The 21,427-nt window shown below is 58.7% G+C and carries 22 protein-coding genes; 15 read left to right on the top strand and 7 right to left on the bottom strand.

The window, feature by feature from the left end; genetic code table 11:
- Window positions 1-147: 147 nt before the first annotated feature.
- The 7 genes from HNQ50_RS14800 to HNQ50_RS14770 all read left to right on the top strand — a co-directional run bounded on the left by HNQ50_RS14800 (window position 148) and on the right by HNQ50_RS14770 (window position 8,271).
- Window positions 148-468 (top strand): hypothetical protein, encoded by a 321-nt coding sequence (locus HNQ50_RS14800; RefSeq protein WP_246428740.1) that lies wholly within the window; start codon window positions 148-150, stop codon window positions 466-468.
- A gap of 391 nt (window positions 469-859) precedes the next feature.
- Window positions 860-1,495: a TnsA endonuclease N-terminal domain-containing protein gene (locus HNQ50_RS14795; RefSeq protein ID WP_184101969.1), complete on the top strand. Its 636-nt coding sequence runs from the start codon at window positions 860-862 to the stop codon at window positions 1,493-1,495.
- Window positions 1,476-3,443 carry a TnsB C-terminal domain-containing protein gene (locus HNQ50_RS14790; RefSeq protein WP_184101968.1) on the top strand — a complete coding sequence of 656 codons (1,968 nt, stop codon included), beginning with the start codon at window positions 1,476-1,478 and terminating at the stop codon, window positions 3,441-3,443. Before HNQ50_RS14795 ends, HNQ50_RS14790 begins: the two co-directional genes overlap by 20 nt.
- 18 nt (window positions 3,444-3,461) lie before the next feature.
- Entirely contained in the window at window positions 3,462-4,484 is a 1,023-nt protein-coding gene (locus HNQ50_RS14785; RefSeq protein WP_184101967.1) for a TniB family NTP-binding protein, read from the top strand.
- 1 nt (window position 4,485) lies between these two features.
- Window positions 4,486-6,474: a TniQ family protein gene (locus HNQ50_RS14780; RefSeq protein WP_184101966.1), complete on the top strand. Its 1,989-nt coding sequence runs from the start codon at window positions 4,486-4,488 to the stop codon at window positions 6,472-6,474.
- A 373-nt stretch (window positions 6,475-6,847) separates the two neighbouring features.
- Window positions 6,848-7,510 (top strand): hypothetical protein, encoded by a 663-nt coding sequence (locus HNQ50_RS14775; protein WP_184101965.1) that lies wholly within the window; start codon window positions 6,848-6,850, stop codon window positions 7,508-7,510.
- A 233-nt stretch (window positions 7,511-7,743) separates the two neighbouring features.
- A complete protein-coding gene (locus HNQ50_RS14770; protein WP_246428739.1) occupies window positions 7,744-8,271 on the top strand; it encodes an N-6 DNA methylase in 528 nt (175 codons plus the stop codon).
- Window positions 8,272-8,472: 201 nt separating this feature from the next.
- Here HNQ50_RS14770 and HNQ50_RS14765 read toward each other — a convergent pair whose 3' ends face one another.
- Window positions 8,473-9,222: a class I SAM-dependent DNA methyltransferase gene (locus HNQ50_RS14765; RefSeq protein ID WP_246428738.1), complete on the bottom strand. Its 750-nt coding sequence runs from the start codon at window positions 9,220-9,222 to the stop codon at window positions 8,473-8,475.
- Between the two features lie 152 nt (window positions 9,223-9,374).
- Between HNQ50_RS14765 and HNQ50_RS14760 the strand changes: the two genes are divergently transcribed.
- The gene (locus HNQ50_RS14760) at window positions 9,375-9,770 is read left to right on the top strand and encodes a restriction endonuclease (RefSeq protein ID WP_184101964.1); all 396 of its coding nucleotides are present in this window, start codon (window positions 9,375-9,377) and stop codon (window positions 9,768-9,770) included.
- 112 nt (window positions 9,771-9,882) lie between these two features.
- On the opposite strand, the gene HNQ50_RS14755 is transcribed toward HNQ50_RS14760, so the two are convergent.
- Window positions 9,883-10,032 carry a hypothetical protein gene (locus HNQ50_RS14755; protein ID WP_184101963.1) on the bottom strand — a complete coding sequence of 50 codons (150 nt, stop codon included), beginning with the start codon at window positions 10,030-10,032 and terminating at the stop codon, window positions 9,883-9,885.
- A gap of 115 nt (window positions 10,033-10,147) precedes the next feature.
- Here HNQ50_RS14755 and HNQ50_RS14750 point away from each other — a divergent pair, with 115 nt between their 5' ends.
- The gene (locus HNQ50_RS14750; RefSeq protein WP_184101962.1) at window positions 10,148-10,810 is read left to right on the top strand and encodes a dihydrofolate reductase family protein; all 663 of its coding nucleotides are present in this window, start codon (window positions 10,148-10,150) and stop codon (window positions 10,808-10,810) included.
- Between the two features lie 47 nt (window positions 10,811-10,857).
- Here the strand turns inward: HNQ50_RS14750 and HNQ50_RS14745 are convergent, their stop codons facing one another.
- Window positions 10,858-11,505, bottom strand: a complete 648-nt coding sequence (locus HNQ50_RS14745; protein ID WP_184101961.1) for a LysE family translocator — start codon at window positions 11,503-11,505, stop codon at window positions 10,858-10,860.
- Window positions 11,506-11,756: 251 nt separating this feature from the next.
- Between HNQ50_RS14745 and HNQ50_RS14740 the strand changes: the two genes are divergently transcribed.
- The 3 genes from HNQ50_RS14740 to HNQ50_RS14730 all read left to right on the top strand — a co-directional run bounded on the left by HNQ50_RS14740 (window position 11,757) and on the right by HNQ50_RS14730 (window position 15,328).
- On the top strand, window positions 11,757-12,566 hold the full coding sequence (locus HNQ50_RS14740; RefSeq protein WP_184101960.1) for a hypothetical protein: 810 nt from the start codon (window positions 11,757-11,759) through the stop codon (window positions 12,564-12,566).
- Between the two features lie 50 nt (window positions 12,567-12,616).
- A complete protein-coding gene (locus HNQ50_RS14735; protein WP_184101959.1) occupies window positions 12,617-13,558 on the top strand; it encodes a GGDEF domain-containing protein in 942 nt (313 codons plus the stop codon).
- Between the two features lie 279 nt (window positions 13,559-13,837).
- Window positions 13,838-15,328 carry a carbohydrate-binding protein gene (locus HNQ50_RS14730; protein ID WP_184101958.1) on the top strand — a complete coding sequence of 497 codons (1,491 nt, stop codon included), beginning with the start codon at window positions 13,838-13,840 and terminating at the stop codon, window positions 15,326-15,328.
- Window positions 15,329-15,894: 566 nt separating this feature from the next.
- On the opposite strand, the gene HNQ50_RS14725 is transcribed toward HNQ50_RS14730, so the two are convergent.
- Window positions 15,895-16,536 (bottom strand): Vgb family protein, encoded by a 642-nt coding sequence (locus HNQ50_RS14725; protein WP_184101957.1) that lies wholly within the window; start codon window positions 16,534-16,536, stop codon window positions 15,895-15,897.
- A 39-nt stretch (window positions 16,537-16,575) separates the two neighbouring features.
- A complete protein-coding gene (locus HNQ50_RS14720) occupies window positions 16,576-17,802 on the bottom strand; it encodes a helix-turn-helix domain-containing protein (protein ID WP_184101956.1) in 1,227 nt (408 codons plus the stop codon).
- A 143-nt stretch (window positions 17,803-17,945) separates the two neighbouring features.
- Here HNQ50_RS14720 and HNQ50_RS14715 point away from each other — a divergent pair, with 143 nt between their 5' ends.
- The 3 genes from HNQ50_RS14715 to HNQ50_RS14705 are packed head-to-tail and all read left to right on the top strand — an operon-like array spanning window position 17,946 to window position 20,291.
- Window positions 17,946-18,743, top strand: a complete 798-nt coding sequence (locus HNQ50_RS14715; protein WP_184101955.1) for a DUF899 domain-containing protein — start codon at window positions 17,946-17,948, stop codon at window positions 18,741-18,743.
- On the top strand, window positions 18,721-19,605 hold the full coding sequence (locus tag HNQ50_RS14710) for a DUF2182 domain-containing protein (RefSeq protein ID WP_184101954.1): 885 nt from the start codon (window positions 18,721-18,723) through the stop codon (window positions 19,603-19,605). Before HNQ50_RS14715 ends, HNQ50_RS14710 begins: the two co-directional genes overlap by 23 nt.
- Window positions 19,602-20,291 carry a phytanoyl-CoA dioxygenase family protein gene (locus HNQ50_RS14705; protein WP_221303202.1) on the top strand — a complete coding sequence of 230 codons (690 nt, stop codon included), beginning with the start codon at window positions 19,602-19,604 and terminating at the stop codon, window positions 20,289-20,291. The genes HNQ50_RS14710 and HNQ50_RS14705 overlap by 4 nt, the downstream gene beginning before the upstream one ends.
- A gap of 1 nt (window position 20,292) precedes the next feature.
- Here the strand turns inward: HNQ50_RS14705 and HNQ50_RS14700 are convergent, their stop codons facing one another.
- On the bottom strand, window positions 20,293-20,589 hold the full coding sequence (locus HNQ50_RS14700) for a hypothetical protein (protein WP_184101953.1): 297 nt from the start codon (window positions 20,587-20,589) through the stop codon (window positions 20,293-20,295).
- A 149-nt stretch (window positions 20,590-20,738) separates the two neighbouring features.
- A complete protein-coding gene (locus tag HNQ50_RS14695; RefSeq protein WP_184101952.1) occupies window positions 20,739-21,401 on the bottom strand; it encodes a hypothetical protein in 663 nt (220 codons plus the stop codon).
- Window positions 21,402-21,427 lie beyond the last annotated feature (26 nt).

Here is a 21,427-nt window from a genome sequence, read left to right as displayed (position 1 = left end):
ACCGGGCCGTGTCGCCGACCAACGGCAGCCCGGAAATTTTTCTGACATGCATCGTATATAGCGGGCCATTTCTTGGTTTTTGCCGGCATATCAACGTGTTATGAAAAATTGATAGGGAGATGTTTGGAGCCATCGTAACGCGTAGGCATGAAAACACAAGCTGGCTACCATCGTGGTGTTACTACTCGTTACTCCGCTATGGAAAACACCACTCAAAGCATGTCGCTGGCTGAACAACTGGAGCGGGACTTGTTTGACCGGCATGGCCCCATGGTGGGCGGTAGTGCGCTGCTTCGCCTGCTTGGCTACGCCACAACGGTGGCATTCAGGCAGGCATTGGCTCGCGGTACCTTGCCGGTCCCCGTCTTCACCATTCCCCATCGCAGAGGGAAATTTGCATTGGTGAAAGACATTGCGAGCTGGATGGCAACACGGCGCGAGACCGCCACAGTGCGTCCCACAGAGTAGAGCGAAGAAGGTGTTTCCGGTGCAGCCGGAATATTGAAAACCGCAGGGGCCAGGAAGAGGCAGCCCCTGGCATATGTATTTCCCAAACCCAGCGCCAGGCAGGCGCACACAGGAGGAAATCTGAAGAAGCAGCGATAACTCAATCTGAAATGCAAAAAGGGCAAGCACGGTGGCTTGCCCCCTTTGGTGCTCATGCAGTAGATGCCATAAGCCCTAGCAAGCTCAGTATCTTCTGCGCCCAACAGGCGGTCAAGCCCCCTTCCCATTCCTGTCGCCGAAAAACGATCAGCAAACGCTGAACGGCGGACCTGTTCGTCCGTTTTTCCGGTGAACTTCAAATGATGCGAGATGGCGCAGGGACACCTGTTGCCCGCGCCATCGGGAGCAGAACATGCTGGCAAGAAAGGTAGTTACTCGTCGCGGGCGACATATCCGCGGTTATTTCCCGTCGACCAAACTTCGGCGAATGGTCGCCTGGGAATCCATGCTGGAGCGGGACGCGGTCCTTCTTCTGGAAATGTCGCCGGGCATTGTCCGGTACCAGGAGCAGCCTGCACGGATCGTTTATGCAGATGGCCTGCGTACACGCGAATATTTCCCGGACTTTGAACTGACTCTTGAAGATGGTCAGTTAGTCCACCTTGAGATCAAGGAAAGTAGCGAGCTCGCCAAACCTTCCATCGCGGCAAAATATGGCTCGATTGCAGCGCACTATCGCCGCGAGGCACGGAGCTTTCGCATTGCAACCGAACTGGAAATCCGGCGCGAGCCCCTGTTTGGCAATCTGAAGCGCCTGGCCAGCCTGCACGCACACCCTTGGCACGAACGTCCAACTGCGGGTCAATTGCGACAACTGTTCCGTGACCACTCTGTCACGTTCGCAGCTTGCGAAGCCAAATTCGGTTACGCCACCACCCTGCGGCTGATTGCCGCCGGCACCGTGCTCTGCAATCTGGATTTACCACTGACCGCAGACGCTCTGCTGCAACTGCCACAGGGAGGTTGCAATGCAACGATTCTCCTTTAAGCGTGGACTGGTGTTTATTGAGGGTCAGCAGCGTTGGGAAATGCACCGCAGGCGCGTTACCGGCATGATCCAGTTATTGTCTGATAGCGGGGAAGTCCTGAATCTATCAGTGAAGGAAATTCTGCGACGCTGGCACTCACAAACCTGGCTGATCGACGAAGCATCACTAGGTGAGCTGGGCAACGCGATATATATCGCTACACCCCGTGATTTATCGACATTTCCCGAACAACATCAGCAAATCGCCAAGCGTCGCCTGTATTACCTCACGGCAATTGATGCAGAACGCACGCCCTACAACCAGAACATCTGGGCAGAGAAGATCAAGGCGGCGGCAAAAGAAGCGGGGGATTCGCGTCCACCCTGCGCCTCCACCGTATCCAGCTGGTGGCGTCGATATCGTTCGACCAAAAGCATCCTGAAGCTGATTCCACACAATTCAGCCTCCTCGGCTCATTTCGAAAAGCCGGCGTACAGGGTCTTTGAAGAGGTGATTGCGGCGATTTATCTGACCGACCAGAAGCTGCCAAAAATCGCTGTTGCCGAAGCCATGTACCGGCAGATCAATGCGCTCAACAACGGTCTACCCGACCATGAAAGGCTTAAAAAGCCCGGTCGCTCGACAATCTATCGCTGGCTGGAAGCGCTTCAGCAAGACCTCATTGATACCGCACGCGAAGGTGCAGAAGCGGCCCGAATGAAGTACAGGGCCGCATTGGGATCGGTTCAGGTCAGTGGCATTCTGGAACGGATCGAGATCGATCACTCGCCGCTGGATATAAATGCGTGCGACGACGCCAACAAGCTGCCGCTCGGCCGCCCATGGTTGAGCCTGGCCATCGATCGTCTCTCTCGCATGATTCTTGGCTTCTATCTCAGCTTCAATGCGCCGTCCAGCCACGGCGTATTGCAATGTCTCAGGCGTGCCATTTTGCCGAAGGATGAACTACTGGCGCGTTTCCCCGATATCAAAAACACATGGCCTGCATGTGGCATTCCCTCGCTAATCGCTATCGATAACGGTACTGATCTGCATTCCAAAGCACTGGAAATGGCCTGCCTGGAAATGGGCATCCAGATCCTCTTTTGTGGTTCCCGGACACCGCAACACAAGGGGGCGGTCGAGCGCTTTTTCCGCACTATGAATATGGGCTTGATCCACCGGCTCCCCGGCACAGTGTTTTCAAATCCCGATCAACGGGGCGACTATCCCTCGGAGAAGAATGCCGCCCTCGACCTGAACACGCTGGTACACCTGATTACCAAGTGGATCGTCGACGTCTACAACGTTACGCCCCATCGAGGCCTCAATGGGCGCAGCCCACTGGATGTCTGGACCGAATGCGCAAACAGGCAGGTGATCGAGTTGCCAGTACACCCCCAGCAACTTGAAGTCATCGCGGGGATCCCGGCCTCACGCACTCTGTTTCATTACGGCATCGAGCTGGAAGGCCTTCACTACAACAGTGAGCTACTCCAGATCATCCGCCGCCGGGCAGGCAAAAACTGCAAGGTCAATCTCAAATACTACGAAGACGACGTGAGCCACATTCATGTCTTCGATCCAGACACAAATGAGTATCTGAAGGTTGCCGCAAAGCAAGCGGAATATGCGAAGGGATTGACCCGTGATCTGCATCGCATGGTTCGCGAACATGTCCGCAAAACACATGGCGATAGTTCCCTTGCGCCACATTTGCTACAGGCGCGCCATGAAATTGAAGAACTGGTCAGGGGTGCCCTCAAGAGCAAAAAAACGGGAACACGCAAGTCTGGCGCGAGCACCGTACAGCATGACAGTGAAGCGGTATGGCGCAACGAGGATCCATTGGCCAAGGCGCGTAACCCCATCCGGAATGTCAAAGAACAACCGCCGGGCGATTTGCCTTCAGGGCTTGATGACACGTTGCCCGACTTTGGTCCATCGCCGACAAATGGGGAGGACTGATCCATGGACCCACTCTCCATGATGACCCAGTTTTCTCCGGATTCAGGACCCGCTTCGCTCGCAGCCTTGGGCTACAAGCTGATCGTAGAACCCATTCCACATCGCCGCTACAGGGAGGCGATGTTTCACCTGGCCGAATTGCATCAGCGTCAGCGTACCCACGGCCGTGGTGGAGGGGTTCTGCTGACAGGACCATCGGGTAGCGGAAAAAGCACGATCCTGCGTAACTATCATGCAGCCTTTCCACGAGTCCATGAAGCGCATCGAACATGCGTGCCCGTGCTCTATGTACCTGTTCCCTCATCGCCAACGGTCAGAAGTCTGGCTGCCGCAATTCTTGAAGCACTGGGTGATCGCAACTCGCACCGGGGTACTGCGCCGGAGAAAACAACCCGGATCAGAGAGCTCTTTCAGCGCTGCGGTGTCGAGATGCTTCTGCTTGATGAGTTCCAGCACATTTTTTATGCACAGAGTATCTCCGCATTTCGGGATGCCACAGACTGGATCAAGAACCTGCTGGAAGACACCGGTATTGGGATGGTGGCCTGCGGCTTATCCACCGCCGAATATGTGGTGACCAGTAACGAACAGCTGGCCCGCCGCTTCTCTCAGCGGATCCGGATACTTCCCTTCTCCATGGAGGACGAGCAGGACTTCCTTGAGTATCGCGGAGTGTTGAAACTGCTTGAGGCCCGGCTGCCGTTTGGCACCAGCTTGCCGCTCTACGAAGCCAACGTTGCTCGCCGCGTCTACATCGGTAGCTACGGGCTGCTGGATTACACCATCAAGATACTGGAGGGAGCGGTTTCCGCCGCCAATCGTGTTGGCCAGGAAGAGATCGATCTACCGATACTGTGTGCGGGTTTCCGTGATCGGGTATGGCGTGACGTACCCGACCGCCTGAATCCGTTTTATCCGGACTCGCCGCTCAGACCACTGGACCGGCCCGGAGAAATTTTTCATCAGCATACCCGGCAAGATGCGATCGGCTCGCCGGTCGCCAACCGGTTGGGATTGAGACTGGCGAAGGGAGGTGCGTGAGATGACGCCACTGCCTATATTGGATGCTCCCTCACCTGACTTGCTTATTCGGCCATACCCGCACAGGAATGAAGGCCCTCAGGGATACCTCCTGCGACTGGCTGAGGCCAACTTCATGACGCCCAGGGACGTTGAGCAGTTAGGTGTCACTTTTGACCCGGCCGTTTTACGGCGGTTTCAGTTGCTGCCCGACCAAGGTCTTGATCCCGACCTGCATGCCCATGTCAGGCGAGCCGCATTTTTATGCAGGGACAAGGGGGCGCTGTGGAATTATCAGTTTGCGCGGTTCTGCCCTCATTGCCTTGCCGAAGATGCTGTATGGCGAGCGGAATGGGAGGTTGTTTTCTTTGACACGTGCCCGCGTCATGGCAATTGGTTAATTGATCAATGCTCGACTTGCGCTCAGCCATTTACCTGGCATCGTGACTCCCTGCTTCGCTGCACTTGCGGGTCCGACCTGCGAGAAGAGCAAACTGTGAGTTCCCCATGGAATGCGACGCTTCTCTCCGGAGCGATCAGAGACCGCCTGTATGGAAGACCATGTGAAAGCAGCAGATTTTGCTTCCCACTGACCGATCTGGAGCCACAGCAATTACAACGGCTAATTCGTTATATGGGATGCCATCTTGACCCGTCGGCTGGCCCCAAGCCGTTGAAGATCAGGAATGCTGGCTTGCTGGAGGTTTCCTGGCCGATAACTTCTCTCGCTTCAGAAATACTTTTCAATTGGCCGAAGGGTTTTTACGATGCCTTGAACCAGCTCCAAGGCGCAGTGCCTGACGGAAAGGCCAGCCTTAAGAGCTTGTTCCGCCATGCCTATTCATATCTATATAAAGGCGGCATGAGCGATGCGGCGTTCACGCCTGTGCGAGATGCCTTCGAGATCTGGCTGACGGAAAACTGGAAGGGAGGTATTGCTCGCCGCAATCGCCGCCTCGCCAGTGAGTTACTGACAAATGTTCAATGGATTCCAGGTAAAGCCGCCGCCGACAGGCTAGGCATTTCTGTGACCCGTCTGCGCTTCCTGATCCGGGAAGGGAAACTGGATGCGCAAGAATCGATGAGCCAAGCTGGCCGACGCTTCTTGATGGTCCGAAAGGACCAACTTGAGGTTGTTGAAGCGGAATTGTCTGGCGAAATCACCATGGTGAAGGCCATTGAAATATTAGGCATCGGTAAAGTACGCATGCAACGGATCTTGCGATTGCTTTTTCCCTCAGCTCGCCGGGTAGCTGACCAACTCTACATGCCATGGAGCATACCCAGTGGCGAAGTCTATGCGCTGGCGGAAGTGGGGAGCGAACTGCCTGTGGTCAGCATTCCGGAAGAGCATCAGGTTGCTTTAGCTCATGTGCTACGTTACTGGAACTGGAACGCTGACGAAGTGGTGGCGCTGACGGAAGGAGTGCGCGATGGGATGCTGACGTTACAGGCGCAGTGGGAAGGTGCGACGGGCATCGCCCGCTGGGTTTTTGATCGCAATGAATTAAGGGTCTGGTATCAAAGACTGGATTGCGGAAGGGCCAACTGGATCAGTATTCCGGAGCTTGCCCGGATACTGGGGGTCAAACAACAGGTAGCGTACTGGCTAACCCAAAACAGTTACATCGCCTCGCAGAAGCTTGGAACTGGGCGGAACATTGGGTCGCGGGTAAAGAAAATCGACGTCGAGCGCTTTTTGCAAAAGCATATTTTTGCAACGGAGATTGCAGATCGGATTGGTCGGTCACCGCGCAAAGTAATGATAATGCTGGCCGAAGTATCGATTTATCCGCTGCGCGGACATAGCACTGAAGCATGCCGTCAGCTAGTTTATGTTCGAGACGAGGCGTTGGATCGATTTCTCGCACGGCACACGGTAGATCCGAGTTCAGTTGATGCGAGGCTGAAAGGAACCATGGCTCGACGTCAAAAGGCTTGGCAGAGGATTATCTATGAGAATGGTAAGGACACACCCGACCCGTCCCATTTTCATCTAGAACCGCCTTAACCTCACTGACCTAGCTTTTGAAGTTCGCTGGGATCCTACAGATGTTGTTGTAGCAGGAAGCATAAGCTGAGATTTTGGGACGCATCTATTGAGATATTGGTTGATTAATGCTTCTCAATTGCTTGAGTCAATGACAATTGCCCCGATGCCAAGTCAGCAAAAACAACGGCCACCCATTGAGGTGGCCGTTGTTCTTTAGTACGCGCTTGAGTTTATCCGGGCGGGGATGAGGCATTAATCAGTCCAGGATTACTGTCGCGTCCCCGGCCTTTGAACAGGCTACGGCGTGAAGCCGGCGTTTGCCTGCTAAGCTCGGAGCGATTCAAAGTTCCTATTAAAGTTGGCACAAACAAACACAGCGGGAAATAAATTTATGCCACTAACAGCTTTACAAATAAATATTCTTGATACCGCAATTGGGGCCTATGCATTCCCAGCGACATACTATGACTTCGCGGCGAACGCCCCAGTTCATGCGGTCAATATGGCGGTAGTGGAGGTTGCCATCCGGAGAATGCTTACCTCAGCAAATCCAACTGATGCGAAGTATGGATTGGCTAACGTTCTATATTGGGGTTACGCTCAAATCGGATTTGGACCAACGCGCGTAAATCGCTTCTTGGAGAATGTCACTCCCGCTCAAATCATTGGTTATCAAGCACTAGTGATTGCTCATCCAGTGCCGAACCTGACGCAACTGCGTTCCTTAAGAATGCCTCAGTATTCAGGCATTTCATTCCTTTCCAAGGTACTCACCTTCTTAGACCCGGCTCAATATTGTGTCCTCGATTTGCAGTTAGCAAAACTCCCAAACGGGTTTGGCGCTCGTGCACTACACGAGCTCGTCAGCAGCACTACTATTCCAGTTACCCAAACCAATCAAGTTGTCTACAACTTGTGGCGGGCAGAATGCGTGGATATCAGTAACACGTATTTTAATGGCCGTTATCGCGCGGTTGACGTTGAGCGGGGGTTCTTTCACCTAATTCAGACTGGCAATCTTGCAGTGGCCCAACAAATTTACGCATTTGCATAAATGGGAACGCTATCCGACTAAAGCCATGGGCATGGCCTCAGGATTGCTTGCAGGGGAGACCTTACAAGCGACACCCCGTTCGAAGCGGGGCGCTCAATGGAACCCGCGGCCTTTTTTTGGGGGGGGTGGCCTTGCCATTCTGCGCCTTGTTGCGTTCCTCGAAGTGCGCCACCAGGTCGGCCGCCACCGCAGCGATGCGTGGCTCTGCACCAACCACCTTTTCGAGTAACGCCTTGAAGTTACGCCAGAAAGCGCAGCAAGCCGCTGCGGCCACAAGGTCGATTTGCAGCGTACCCCACTGTGGCGATACTGGATTGCACCAGCACGCCAAGCTGGGCGATGTGTCCATCTACGGCCAGGAATCCAACCCCACCACATGGCGGCTGGCGGCCATGAACCTCGCCATCCGGGGTATCGACTACAACCTCGGCAAGGAGCCGGCCGACACGTTCGTGCGCAACCAGCACACCGACCTGCGCGCCGACTTCGTCCTCGCCAACCCGCCGTTCAATATCAGCGACTGGTGGCACGGCAGTCTGGAAGGCGACCCGCGCTGGGTGTATGGCACGCCGCCGCAGGGCAACGCCAACTACGCCTGGCTGCAGCACATGCTGTACCACCTCAAATCAAACGGCCGCGCCGGCATCGTACTGGCCAATGGCTCGATGAGTTCCAGCCAGAACTCCGAAGGCGACATCCGCCGCGCCATGGTCGATGCCGACGTGGTGGAAGTGATGGTCTCCCCGCCCGGCCCGCCATAGATGCAGGCGTGCCAAAGCGAACCGATGAGCGCAAAAAAAGCCACATCAAGTGTGATTGCGGCCATCGGCCTGTTCCGGATCGGGTCGCTAAACCCGGTCGCGCAAACGCGACGCCGACATATTGCCTGGCAGCTCAGGCGCCCCACATAGGGCATGTCTGATTCCTGGCTTTATTTGACGCAAACACAGGCGGGTATTGGATCACAGGCGTGGGGGCTTACCCAAAGTAAATATGACATCCGCCTTGGGGCGAGGGTTGCCGCCATGCGCTTCGATGAACTTCTCGCTCTGCACGAACATCCCGCCCGAGCCGCAGCAGGGGTCGTACACCTTGCCGTGATGCGGCGCGAGTACGGCTACCAGGGTCTTGACGATGGAGGCCGGCGTGTAGAACTGCCCGCCCTTCTTGCCTTCGGCACTGGCGAACTGGCCGAGGAAGTATTCGTAGACCTGACCGAGCACGTCGCGCGCCTGGCTCGCGTTCTCGCCGAAACCGATGGTGGAGACAAGGTCGACCAGCTCGCCAAGTTTGCCATCCGGCAACTGGGCACGCGCGTAGCGCTTGTCGAGAATGCCCTTGAGCTTGGGGTTCTCGCCTTCGATTTCAGCCAGCGCGTCGTCGATACGTTTGCCGATGTCAGGCTGCTTGGCCGCAGCCCGCAGCGCGGCCCAGCGTGCTGCTTCCGGCACCCAGAACACATTGACTTCTTTGTAGTAGTCACGGTCTTCCAGCTCTTCGGCGAGCAGTTCATCGTCGCAATCGTGCAGGAAGTAATCGTCGCTTTCATCGGCAAAGCGTTTTGTCAGCTCGGCACGGCGCGTATCGAACGAATCGGAGATGTATTTCAGGAAAATCAGCCCAAGCACTAGGTGCTTGTATTCGGCGGCGTCCATATTGGTCCGCAGCTTGTCTGCCGCAGCCCAGAGGGATTTCTTGATGTCGTCAATCATGTATCCGGCCTGAAGGCGTGGTGCGTAAATAGCGCATTATGGGTCAGGCGTAGTACTGCGACCAGACAGTGTGGGAGCGTTGTTGCATATTGCCGGTGCCGGTTTGCCAGGCAAAAATAGTGTGCTCGGCTAGCCAACTAGACTGGGAAGACATGCAGGAGTTGGTTGCGGGTGTATTGCGGGCAATGGGATACAAAACGCGCATTTCCCCCAGCGGTTCGGATCGCGGCAAAGATATTGTTGCCTCTCCAGATGGGCTTGGTTTTGAAGACCCGCGCATTGTGGTGGAGGTAAAACACCGCGCGGCCGCAATGGGATCACAAGAAATCAGAAGCTTTCTTGGTGGACGCCATGACAATGACCGAGGGTTGTATGTCAGTACCGGTGGATTTACCAAAGATGCCCGTTATGAAGCGGAACGCGCTCGTATTCAGGTGACCTTGATGGACCTGGATGATCTGGTCAGATCAATTATTGAGCATTACGAACGGATGGATATCGATACCCAACGCCTCGTACCGCTACGCAAATTGTACTGGCCAGCTTGAACCTGACGTTCATGCATCAAGAGGCATAGAAAGTCTGCTTTAGCAGTTCCAGACATAAAAGGCACCGCCCGCAGGCTGGTGCCTTTTTGTTTTATCCAGAACCACAAATCCGTCAGTTCAACGTGCCCAATCCATCGACCACCATGCCCATTTGCCGGCGCAGGGGTTCGATGAGTTGTTTGAGGGCTTCGGCGGACAGGCGCTGGGGGCCGGCTTTGTCAAGGCTGGACGCTTTGCCGGCGCGGGTGCGTGCTACTGTCATCGACGCTTGGCTCAAGTATGCTTATGCCAGCTTGCGGTGGCCCGCGACGCCGTGTGATGTCCGGGTCAGCGAGAAGATCAGAAAGAATCAGACACCCATTGAAGGAGACTTGAACATGGCACGTGTCCGCGTTGAGGGTTTTACCATCTCGTTAGATGGTTACGGGGCGGGTCCGGATCAGGACATCAATAATCCGCTTGGCGTGGGCGGGACCGGTTTGCATCAGTGGTTGGTGACAACACGCACATTCCAGCAGTTGCATTCTGATGCTGAGGGCGGCACCACCGGGATCGATGATGATTTCGCCGCACGGGGTTTCAAGAATGTGGGGGCGTGGATTCTGGGCCGGAACATGTTCGGGCCCGTCCGTGGCGAGTGGCCGGATATGAACTGGAAAGGCTGGTGGGGAGACAATCCGCCCTACCATGTGCCGACGTTTATCCTGACCCATCACGCCCGCGACCCGATTGAAATGGAAGGCGGTACGATCTTCCACTTTGTCACTGGCGGCATTCATGAGGCGCTGGAACGGGCGCGGGCAGCGGCCAATGGCAAGGATGTGCGCATTGGCGGCGGGCCGGCGACAATCCAGCAATATCTGCGTGCGGGCCTGATTGATGAGCTGCATATTGCGATCTCACCAGTGTTGCTGGGGCGTGGTGAGCGCTTGTTTGAAGGGGTTGATGCACGGGCGCTGGGGTATGAGTGCGTGCAGTGTGCGCCGACAGAGAAGGCCACGCATGTGGTGCTGCGCCGCCAGGGCCACGACGGCGCCTGACGCAGTGCCGGGGCGTTCATCCCGCATGAGCGCCCTGGCCAGTTGGTTCATTGTTTTTGCAGCGCCACCTTGATGCCCAGCCCCAGGAACAAGCTGCCGACCAGCCGGTTTTGCCAACGTTCAAGCCCGCCCAACCGCCGCACCACGCGTGCCAGCGGCCGCGTGGCCAGCACCAGCAAGCTGGTATAGGCCAGTGAGAGCACCACAAACACTAGCCCCAGTTGTAGAAACTGGGCCAGCACGTGGCCACGCTGGGTATGGACAAATTGCGGCAAGAAAGCCAGGAAAAACAGTGCCGTTTTGGGGTTAAGCACTTCTGCCGGCACGGCCTGCCAGAACGCCAGCGTGGGCGAGATACCCCTGTGCTTGCTGGCTTCTGGCGGGGGTATTTGTGGGGTTTCTGATTGGGCGGGCGCTTTCAGGGCGCGCACACCCAGATAAACCAGCCAGGCCGCACCCAGGTATTTGACCACGCTGAATGCAATGGTAGAGGTCATCAACAGCGTAGACAGGCCCGCCGCCGCCACCAGCGTATGAATGAAATCCCCCAGCGCAATGCCCGCCCCGGTCGCCAGGCCCACCCGCTGGCCGCCTTGGGCTGTGCGCGTCAGCAGTAACAGCACGGCGGGGCCAGGCACCAGCATCAGGGCGATGACCACGGCGATATAGGTGCTGAGCGTCAGCGCGTCGAGCATGGTGGTACTCCGCAAAGGCGTGTAACTGGCACTCTGACCCAATTGGCCGCTGCGGACAACTCATCCGTGTTTGCTTCATCCGCCTGCCCCGTGGCAAGGGCGCAAAGATGAAACCTTGAATCAGACCTTAAGGCGGCGGGTTGTCGCATCCGCAATACAACACGGGTTATTTCAAGCAGGCGTCATCATGAGGGCTGCCGGGCGCAGCTAGAATATCAGCTTCCCATCAAATACTTACGTTCACCCCCGCCATGTCTGAACCCATTTTCAGCACGCCTGTATTCATCAAAGAAATGCATGAAGTTGCCGTAGATATCGTCGATGCGCCAATCTTCTACAACCATGGCGGCCAGCCCGCGTACATGCGCAAAGATCAGCTACCGCAAACGGCGACGTTGTTGACCGTCGCGCCCACCAACCCGGCGGTGGCCATCGGCAATGCGTACACGGTGTCTGAGGTCATGGGGATCAAACCAACCCCGCCTTATGGCGTGGAAACCCAGCTTGGGTTTATCGGCCAGGACGTGGCGTACGCGCCCATGTGGGCCACGCGGGATGTCGCGGCCGCTTTCGGGATCACGCTGGTAGAGCCCGGCCAGGCCGTCCAGATGAGCAGCCCGATCGTGAAGCTGTCGCAAATTGAGTACGAATACGGTGTGTTTGCCGGGCATTGGTCGCCGTATCAGCACACGGGCAACAACCTGTTGAGCGTGGTGTGTACCGATCTGGAACACCATGATTTCCCGCATGTCTTTGCGTCTACTGACCCCCAGTTTCCGCTGGTGATTTCCGTCGGGCGTTACTGGCCGGCGTTGTCAAAAATCTGTCTGGCTGACTTGTGGGTGCCCCAGGGCAGCGCGCTGTACATTCCGCCCAAGCCGGCAGACCCCGCGCTGGGGTGCATTGATTTGCACAACAACCGCAATTCTGCGCGCGCCTGCTGGGGCGATATTGAACACAACGCCATCACCACGCATACCTTGCTCCAGAAAGACGGCGGCTTTTTTTACTGGTACTGGAACGCCAAAGATACCGTCCACACCCAACCAGAACCGCGCTGACCAGCCGGGTTGAACCTTTACACAGAACGAACGGCTCAGGGAGAGCACAGATGTCGGATCTGACAGATCTTCAAAGCGACGGCGCGGTTTATAAAACCTTGCTGGAATCCACCCAGGCCATTCCCTGGAAAATTGACTGGGCCTCCATGAAGTTTGCGTACATTGGCCCGCAGATTGAGCCGCTTTTGGGCTGGAGCCAGGAAAGCTGGGTTTCGGCCGAAGACTGGGCCATGCGTATCCACCCGGATGATCGGGATTACGTGGTCAATTTTTGTATCTCCCAATCCAAACTGGGGGTCGATCACGAGGCGGACTACCGCGCGCTGACCAAAGATAACGGTTACGTGTGGATTCGGGACGTCGTCCACGTGGTACGCGGCGAGGATGGTGAAGCCGAATCCTTGATCGGTTTCATGTTTGATATCAGTGAACGCAAAAAAACCGAAGAAAAGCTGATCAGCCTGCAGCGGGAACTGGAAGCGCTGTCGTTCAAGGATGGCCTGACCGGCATTGCCAATCGCCGCCGGTTTGATTCCAGCCTGGAGGTGGCCTGGAGCACTGCCGCTCGCGGTAACGAGCCCCTGAGCCTGATCTTGCTGGATATCGATTTTTTCAAACAGTTCAACGACATGTATGGGCATATCGCCGGGGACAAGAGCCTGACCAATGTGGCGCAAACGCTCAACCTGGCGCTGGCTGGTCCACGTGATCTGGCCGCACGGTTTGGGGGCGAGGAGTTTGTGATTTTGCTGCCGGAAACCGACGCCAACGGCGCCCTTGAGGTGGCCGAGCGTTGTTTGCGGTTGATTGAAAAGCAGAAGATCCCGCACGAAAAATCCGATGGCACCAGCACGCTGACGGTGAGCATGGGTGTCGGCACGCTGATCCCGACCGAGGCCACCTCGCCCACCGATCTGGTGCAGGCGGTGGACAAACTCTTGTATGTCGCCAAACAAAAAGGCCGTAACCGGATCGAAGCAGCGCAGTGGTAATCAGACGTGCGGTGCGGCAGTCACACCTGCGGCCCGCGCGTTGACATCGGCATAGTCCGCCATCAGGATGTGAAAACGTTTGCAGGATCAGGGTTCTGCGTCAGTTCAAGCAGGCCAGGGTCAGCGGCGCACGCGCTGAGTTTTGCCCAGGTAAACCAGAACAGAGCCGGGCAAATGCGGGACAAGACGGATCGTCAACGGGTCACGATCCAACAGGTTTCGCGCGGCGTGGTGGTCGCGCAGACGGGTTAAATATTCTTCCAAGGATGGAGACTTGTCATGAGAAACAACCTGTTCCCGCGCCGGCTTGCCGTCAGCGCGGCGCTGGCGCTTTTGCCTGCGGCGGTATTCGCCGCCTACCCGGTCTGGCAGGCCGATACGTATTACGCCGCCGGCACCGTGGTGCTTTACAACGGCCACGATTACAAAGCCGTGGTCAGTCAGACCGATTACAGCGGTACTGGCTGGAACCCGACCGTAGCGTCTTTGTGGACGGATCTGGGCGCAGATACCGGCGGCACACCAACGCCGGCACCGACGCCAGCCCCTACCCCTGCGCCAACACCTACCCCAGCGCCCACACCCGCTCCGACGCCGGCACCCACCCCGGCCCCAACGCCGGCCCCGACGCCCTCTTCGGGTTGTTATGCGGCGTGGAACAGCGGCACGGCGTATTCGACCGGCGCCCAGGTGAGTTACAACGGCGTCAACTATCAGGCCGCGTACTGGACGCAGGGTAACAACCCTTCCACCAGCAACGGCGTAGCGGGCAGTGGTCAGCCGTGGACGGTGATGGGTAACTGTGGCGGCAGCACACCGACGCCAACCCCCACTCCGACACCAACGCCGGCGCCCACACCATCGGCGGGCGGCTACCGCTTCGCGCCGTATGTGGATGTCAGCGGCAGTTTTGATCCCATTGGCTGGTCCCAGGCCACCGGTCAGAAGTACCTGACCCTGGCGTTCTTCAACAGCAGCGGCGGTTGCGCCGGTCAATGGCCGACCGACAGCGGCACCATTTTGTCCAAAACCCAGGGTCTGCAAGCACTGGGCGGCAATGTGATTGTGTCTTCCGGTGGCTGGAACGCGCTGGATATTGCCCGTCAGTGCAGCACGCCAGCGGCGGCCGCAGCGGTGTATCAGGCGGAACTGGATCGCCTTGGCACCACGCACCTGGATCTGGATTCAGAAGCGGGCGACCAGCAAAACAATCTGGACCCCGCCGTGGTGGATCGGCGCAGTGCGGCAGTGAAAATCCTGCAAGACACGTATGCCGCACGCGGCCAGACGCTGACGGTGTCCTTCACGCTGGCAGTGAATCCGGTTAACGGTATTCCGTCGGACAGTTTCTACGCGCTGCAGTCGGCCAAAAATGCCGGGGCGCGGATTGATCTGGTCAACCTGATGGTGATGGATTACTACGATGGCGGTGCATCGTCCGGGCAGATGGGCGCACGCTCTAACCTGGCGCTGCAACTGGCATTCAACCAGATCAAATCCCTGTTGCCGGGCAAGACCGACGCGCAGTACTGGGCCATGATCGGGGCCACGCCAATGATCGGGCAGAACGATGACGCCACCGAAGTCTTCACCCTGGCCGATGCGCAAACTGTCCGTAATTTTGCCTCGCAAAACGGCCTGGGCCGGTTGGCGTTCTGGTCATTGGGCCGGGATAACGGCAACTGCGCGGGCAATACCACAGCCAACTGGCAATGCAGTGGTATCTCGCAAAGCCTGTGGAGCTTCTCTGGCATCTTTGGCGGGTTCTGATCGCAGGCTGGATTAACCCGCAGGACGAAAAGGGGTGCCGGACGGTGCCCCTTTTTTTCATCGCCACCGTAGCCCGGATGGAGCGAAGCGGGAATCCGGGGCGGCGATAGGGACCAGCGCAGTCACCCGGATTCCCGGCCGGTGGCCTTCATCCGGGCTACAGGGTGGCTGGGGTAAACGTAGGGGAATTCGGCGCGAAGCGGCAATCCACCATGGCGGCGGTGGATTGCTACGCGAATCCACCCTACAGCCACCGGATTAACCAGCCACCGTAGCCCGGATGGAGCGAAGCGGGAATCCGGGGTGGCGATATGGACCACCGCAGTCACCCCGGATTCCCGGCCTGTGGCCTTCATCCGGGCTACGGGGTGGCTGGGGTGGGGGAATCGGCGCGAAGCGGCAATCCACCATGGCGGCGGTGGATTGCTACGCGAATCCACCCTACGGCCACCAGATTAACCAGCCACCGTAGCCCGGATGGAGCGAAGCGGGAATCCGGGGTGGCGATATGGACCAGCGCAGTCACCCCGGATTCCCGGCTTGTGGCCTTCATCCGGGCTACAGACTCAAACGTGACTACCGGGCCGCTTCACCACCCGGATTTTGCCGCTGGTGCCGCCGCCACAAAAAAACCGGTCCACGCCATTGGATTCCAGGCCAGATACGCCGGTGCCTGTTGGCATGTCCAGCGTTTCCAGTACCTGGCCGGTTTGCGCATCAATATGATTCAGCCCGCTTTCTTCGCCTTCCCAGGTGCCGTGCCACAGTTCGCCATCCACCCAGGTCACGCCGGTGACAAAGCGGTTGGTTTCCAGGGTCTTGAGCACTTTGCCGGTATCCGGATCGATCTGGTGGATTTTGCGATCCCGATACACGCCCACCCAGAGTGAGCCCTCGGCCCAGGCCATGCCGGAATCCCCACCGTCGCCCGGGGCCGGAATGCTGTGCAGTACCTGACCGGTCTGCGGGTCGATCTTCTGGATGCGTTTTTCCGCAATCTGATAAAGGTGATGGCCGTCAAACGCCGTACCGGCATCGGCAGGGGTCGGCACCGCCCGCACCGTTTTGCCGCTGGCCAGATCCAGCGCATTGACCTGATTGCCGCTGGCAAACCAGACCTGCTGGCCGTCCCAGGTCACCCCATGAATCGCGGGGTTGCCTTCAAACGGGCCGTATTCCTCAATGATTTCTGCCTGGGCGTGTTTCATGGGTGTTCCTCCTGGGTGTGGATTGTTTTTACACACCGTTCATCCTGGCCCATCCACTAGCGGGGCCGGGAGTAACAAGGTCGTCGCGAATCCGGGCATGGGCGGATTGAGCCAGCGCCGGGCGCGGCCCTGACCAAAATGTTGCACCTTGCCCACCTCGCTCAGCGCATCCAGCGCACGCTGGACGGAACGCTGGCTGGTGCCCAAGGCCAGCGCCAGCGCAGAACTGGACCAGGACTCGCCATCGGCCAGCAGCGCCAGCACGGCGGCGTTGGGGTCTTCTACCGTCGGCGCCAGCACCACCACTTCTTGGGTATAGCGCGGCTGTAGTGCAAAGCCACGCCCGGTGGCGTGGATGTTCGCCGCGGGGTGCAGCAATTTGCGCAGCCGGCCCATTTCTACCCGCAAGCGGGCACGATGCGTGTCGTCTGGATGACGGATGCGGAAGGCGCGGGCGATCAGCTCATCCCGCGTGGCATCGCCCGGCCAGGCTTCGCCCAGTGTGCGCGCCAGCACAAACAGAATGGGGCGCGTGGCCAGATTGATGTGATGCGTGGCGTCGCGCACGGCGTTGCGACAGGCGTCGATGATCAATACCGGCGTTTTTTGCAGCGCTTCGATCTCGTCCAGCCGCAAGGTTTGCGCCTGCCCACGGGCCAACAGACGGGCCGCCGGGGCATCCAGCAACCGGGCGGCGACGGCGATCTCGGCCATCAGCGCACCAATACGGGCTTCGGCAGCCGCCTGCGCCGCGTCGGCCAGCGCCACCCGCGCGGCATGGCTTTGCAGACGGCGCATGGCAATGCCGGACTCAATCAGGCCATGCACTGCGCGTAGCGAGGCAGGCAAGCTCTGAGGTGCCACGTGGGCCAGCGCGCGTTCGGCTTCCGGCAGGCGGCCCAGCAACAACAGCCGGCGGATCATCACAAACTGCGCATGGGCGGCATTGAAGCGGTCGCCCTGTGCCGTGAGGGCTGCTTGCGCGGCTTCCAGCATTTTGGTCGGCCAGGTCAGATCGCGCACAGCGAGTGCAATTTCTGCCTCTGCCACCACGCAGCGGGCGCGGGAGACGGCCTCTTTGGGCCCGAAACCCTGCGCCGCCTTGCGCAATAACTGGCGGGCGCGTGGCAAATCACCCAGTTGTGCCATGGCAATACCCCGCAGCGCCAACGCGGGCGGGTCTTCCCGCAGGGCCACGCGGTTGAGCGCCCCCAGCGCGTCACCCGTCGCCAGCGCACGCGCAGCGGCCGTGATCAGCGAGTCCATGATCTCAATCTTAATCCCGCCACACTTGTCACTCCTGGCTCCCGGGTACCAGCGCCTAGTCTAGCAAACAGCAAGACGGCATTTGCGCGCAACCGCATCGCAAGCCAATTGCACATTGAGGACCTACCCAAGGAGAAACAATCATGACCACGCATCAAACCGGTACCCGGGAAGAATGGCTGGCGGCACGGCTCAAGCTGCTGGCGGCCGAGAAAGAACACACCCATCGCAGCGATGAACTGGCACTACAACGCCAGGCGCTGCCCTGGGTGCGGGTCGATAAAGACTATCGCTTTGTCACCGAACAAGGCGACGCTACCTTGTCAGACCTGTTCGACGGCCGCACGCAATTGATGGTGTACCACTTTATGTACGGCCCGGATTACACCGCCGGCTGCCCTTCTTGTTCATCCATTGCCGATGGCTTTAACGGCATTGCCGTACACCTGGCCAATCACGACATCACCCTGACGGCCGTCTCCCGCGCACCCTTGCTCAAGCTGCTGGCGTATCGCAAACGCATGGGCTGGACCTTCCCCTGGGCATCAGCGCACGGTGGCGAGTTCAACTACGACTACAACGCCGCCTTTACCGAGCAACAACAACAGCAACTGGGCATTGAATACAACTATCAAAGAGAAGAACCCACCGGCCAGCCACGCCTGTCAAAATCCATGCCCGCCTGGGATCAGCCCGATGGATTGAGCCCGGTAGCGCAGATTGCCGCCGGGGTCGGTACGGACGTCCCCACCTTCACCCGCGAACGGCCGGGCGTAAGTACCTTTATCAAGGAAAACGGCGTGATCTATCACACCTATTCCGCCTACGCCCGCGGTCTGGATGGCCTGTGGGGCATGTATCAGTGGCTGGACCGCGCACCGCTGGGCCGTAACGAAAACAGCGTGTGGTGGCGCCGCCATGACGAGTACGCTGCAGCCTGAGCCGGGTGGGGTCAGCCACGCCCCGCCTGCTGGCGGTCTGGCAGAGCGAATCGCCTTCTTTGGCACGATGGCCGCGCTCTGTCTGGCGTGCTGGCTGGCCACGGCAGCACTCTCTACCCCCATGGCGGCCATGGGCGGCATGACCATGCCCGGCGGCTGGAGTATGTCCATGATGTGGATGCGCATGCCCGGCCAGACGTGGACCAGCGCGACCGCCGCATTCATGCAGATGTGGCTGGTCATGATGGCGGGCATGATGCTGCCGGTGCTGGCGCCGATGCTGTGGCAACAGCATCGGCGCCAGGCGGGCCGCCGGGGTTGGCCCAGGGCCTGGCTGACCGTGGTCACCGGTGGCGGATATTTTGCGGTTTGGGCAGCGGTGGGACTGGGAATCTGGATGGCGGGTTTGCCACTGGCCGGGCTGACCATGCAGCACGCAGGACTGGCCCGGCTTGTCCCGTTCCTGAGCGGTGTGATCGTCTTGCTGGCCGGTCTGGCGCAGTTCACCCGCCGCAAAGCCCGGCTACTGGCGCGTTGCCACGCGGCTTCCTGCCATGCGCAGGTCACCACAACGGCGGCAGCCTGGCGGCAAGGCCTGGTACACGGCTGGCACTGCAACCTGTGCTGCGCCAATCTGACGCTGGTGCTGCTGGTCTGCGGCATGATGAATTGGGGGGTGATGCTGACGGTCACTGCGGCGATCGTGCTGGAGCGCTGGAGCACGCATACAGCGCCGGCACGGGGCATCGGCGTGCTGCTGCTGGGTGCGGGTCTGTGGTTAGTGGTGCAGGCGGCATTGCCAGCCAGCGCACATTCCAGCAGCATGTGGTCGGTTTTACGCACCAAGGACTGTACCGCTTGACCGACCACAACCTGCTCGCTGCCATCCAGGTCGCCCAATTCAATGCCGATGGCTTTGTTTGTATTAAAAATGTGCTGACCCGCGCACAGTGTGACGCGCTGGCCGAACTGGCCCAGCCATTGCCTGGCGCGGGCGAGCGCAGCATGCTTGGCGCGCCCTGGTGCGCCGACATGGCCCGTTTACTGCGCGAACACCTGCCGGACTTCATCCCGGCGGATCATGTTGCCGTTCAGTGCACGCTGTTTGAAAAAACGGCGCACAAAAACTGGCTTGCGGCCGTACACCAGGACCTGAGCATTCCGGTCGCCCGCCGTATCGATCACCCCTGGCTGGGTGGCTGGTCTGAAAAAGAAGGGACGATTTTTGTGCAGCCGCCCTCCAGGGTGCTGGCGCAGTTGGTCTGCGTGCGGCTGCATCTGGATGATTGTCTTGAGGCGGACGGCCCGCTGCGCCTGGTCCCCGGCACCCACCAACGCGGACGTATTGATCAGGCTACCGCTGTTGAACTGCGCAAATCACTGGGCGAGACCGTTTGCCTGGCCCACGCCGGTGATGTACTCATCATGCGCCCGCTGGCTCTGCACTCTTCATCCCGCAATACCGGCACCAGCCGCCGGCGCGTGCTGCATTTTGTGTTTGGCCCGCCCACGTTGCCGCTCGGGCTGGCTTGGCATGAGACGGTGTAAGTCAGTAACTACTTCCACTCTGGCCATTGCCATGATGGTGGCCGGAATGCGCTTGCTCTGACGCGCTCATGATCCTGGCGGAAACATTATCGGCAAACTCGTCCGCTGCGCCCGGGTTATCACGCGCTCCGCCCAGCCACCGGGCAAACATCCCGCTGAGCACGGCACACGGAATCACCACACAAACACCGACCGCTTTCCAGCCCATACCGGGGACAACCAGCAGCATCAATCCACCCGCGATAAACAGCGCCACAGCCAGATAATGCAAACAGCGCGCGAGCAAATGTCCTTGCATGGTCGTGGTTCCGGTTGAAGGTGCGTTCCCTTGAACAATAGAAAACAGCCGCCCTGTTTTACAGGGTGGCTGTCAGTTCCGGCAGGACCGTTGGCGCGGTTTACGCTGGACTGGCCCAGTGTCAGCGCTGCAGTCCGCTAACCCGGTGTTCAATCCCCCGGATGCCGAACACCGTTTTGATCCAGCGCGCCCACCACGCCCAGCGGGGCCAGCCCACGGCCGGCGGCGATCTGGTCAAACGGGATGCGGCTGTAGATCTGCTGCGCGGTGTTTACCGCGTCGTCCAGGCTGCTGGCGGGGAAATTCATCATGAAGTAGAGGTTCTGGCCAATCTTGAGCACGCCGGTCACATCCGCCACGCCATCTCTGAAGATCACGGACGCATTCTGACTATTGCCCCAGTCCACGTCGCGATTGTGGGCTTCCCAGTCTTTCAGTTGCGCCACCGAGTCCGCGTTACCATCAGCGGCGTTGGTTTTCAGCATATTGTGCATTTCGCGCTGACGCTGGCCGGTGCCATCCAGCATCTTGAAACCCATGTCCCCGCTTTCGCCGTAACCCACTCTCAGGTGGGCCAGCGGCTTGCCCGTGCCGTAGTGCAAATCCAGCGTGCGATAAATCGGCAGGTGCAGGGTGGTGGCTTTGGTTTTGTCGCCTTGCAGGCAAACCAGTTTGTGCAGGGCAATGCCCTTGATTTGCGGCTGGTTAACCAGCTTTTCCAGACCACCGCATTGGGTGCCTTCGTAAGTAGCGGCCACAGCGTGGCTCATCAGTGCGGCGCTGAGCGCGGCCCAAACAAATACTTTCATCATGACCTCGGCAAAACGAATCAATCAGT

This window comes from Silvimonas terrae (assembly GCF_014202765.1).
In the GTDB taxonomy this organism is placed as follows: domain Bacteria; phylum Pseudomonadota; class Gammaproteobacteria; order Burkholderiales; family Chitinibacteraceae; genus Silvimonas; species Silvimonas terrae.
This window is presented reverse-complemented; position numbering and strand designations above follow the sequence as displayed.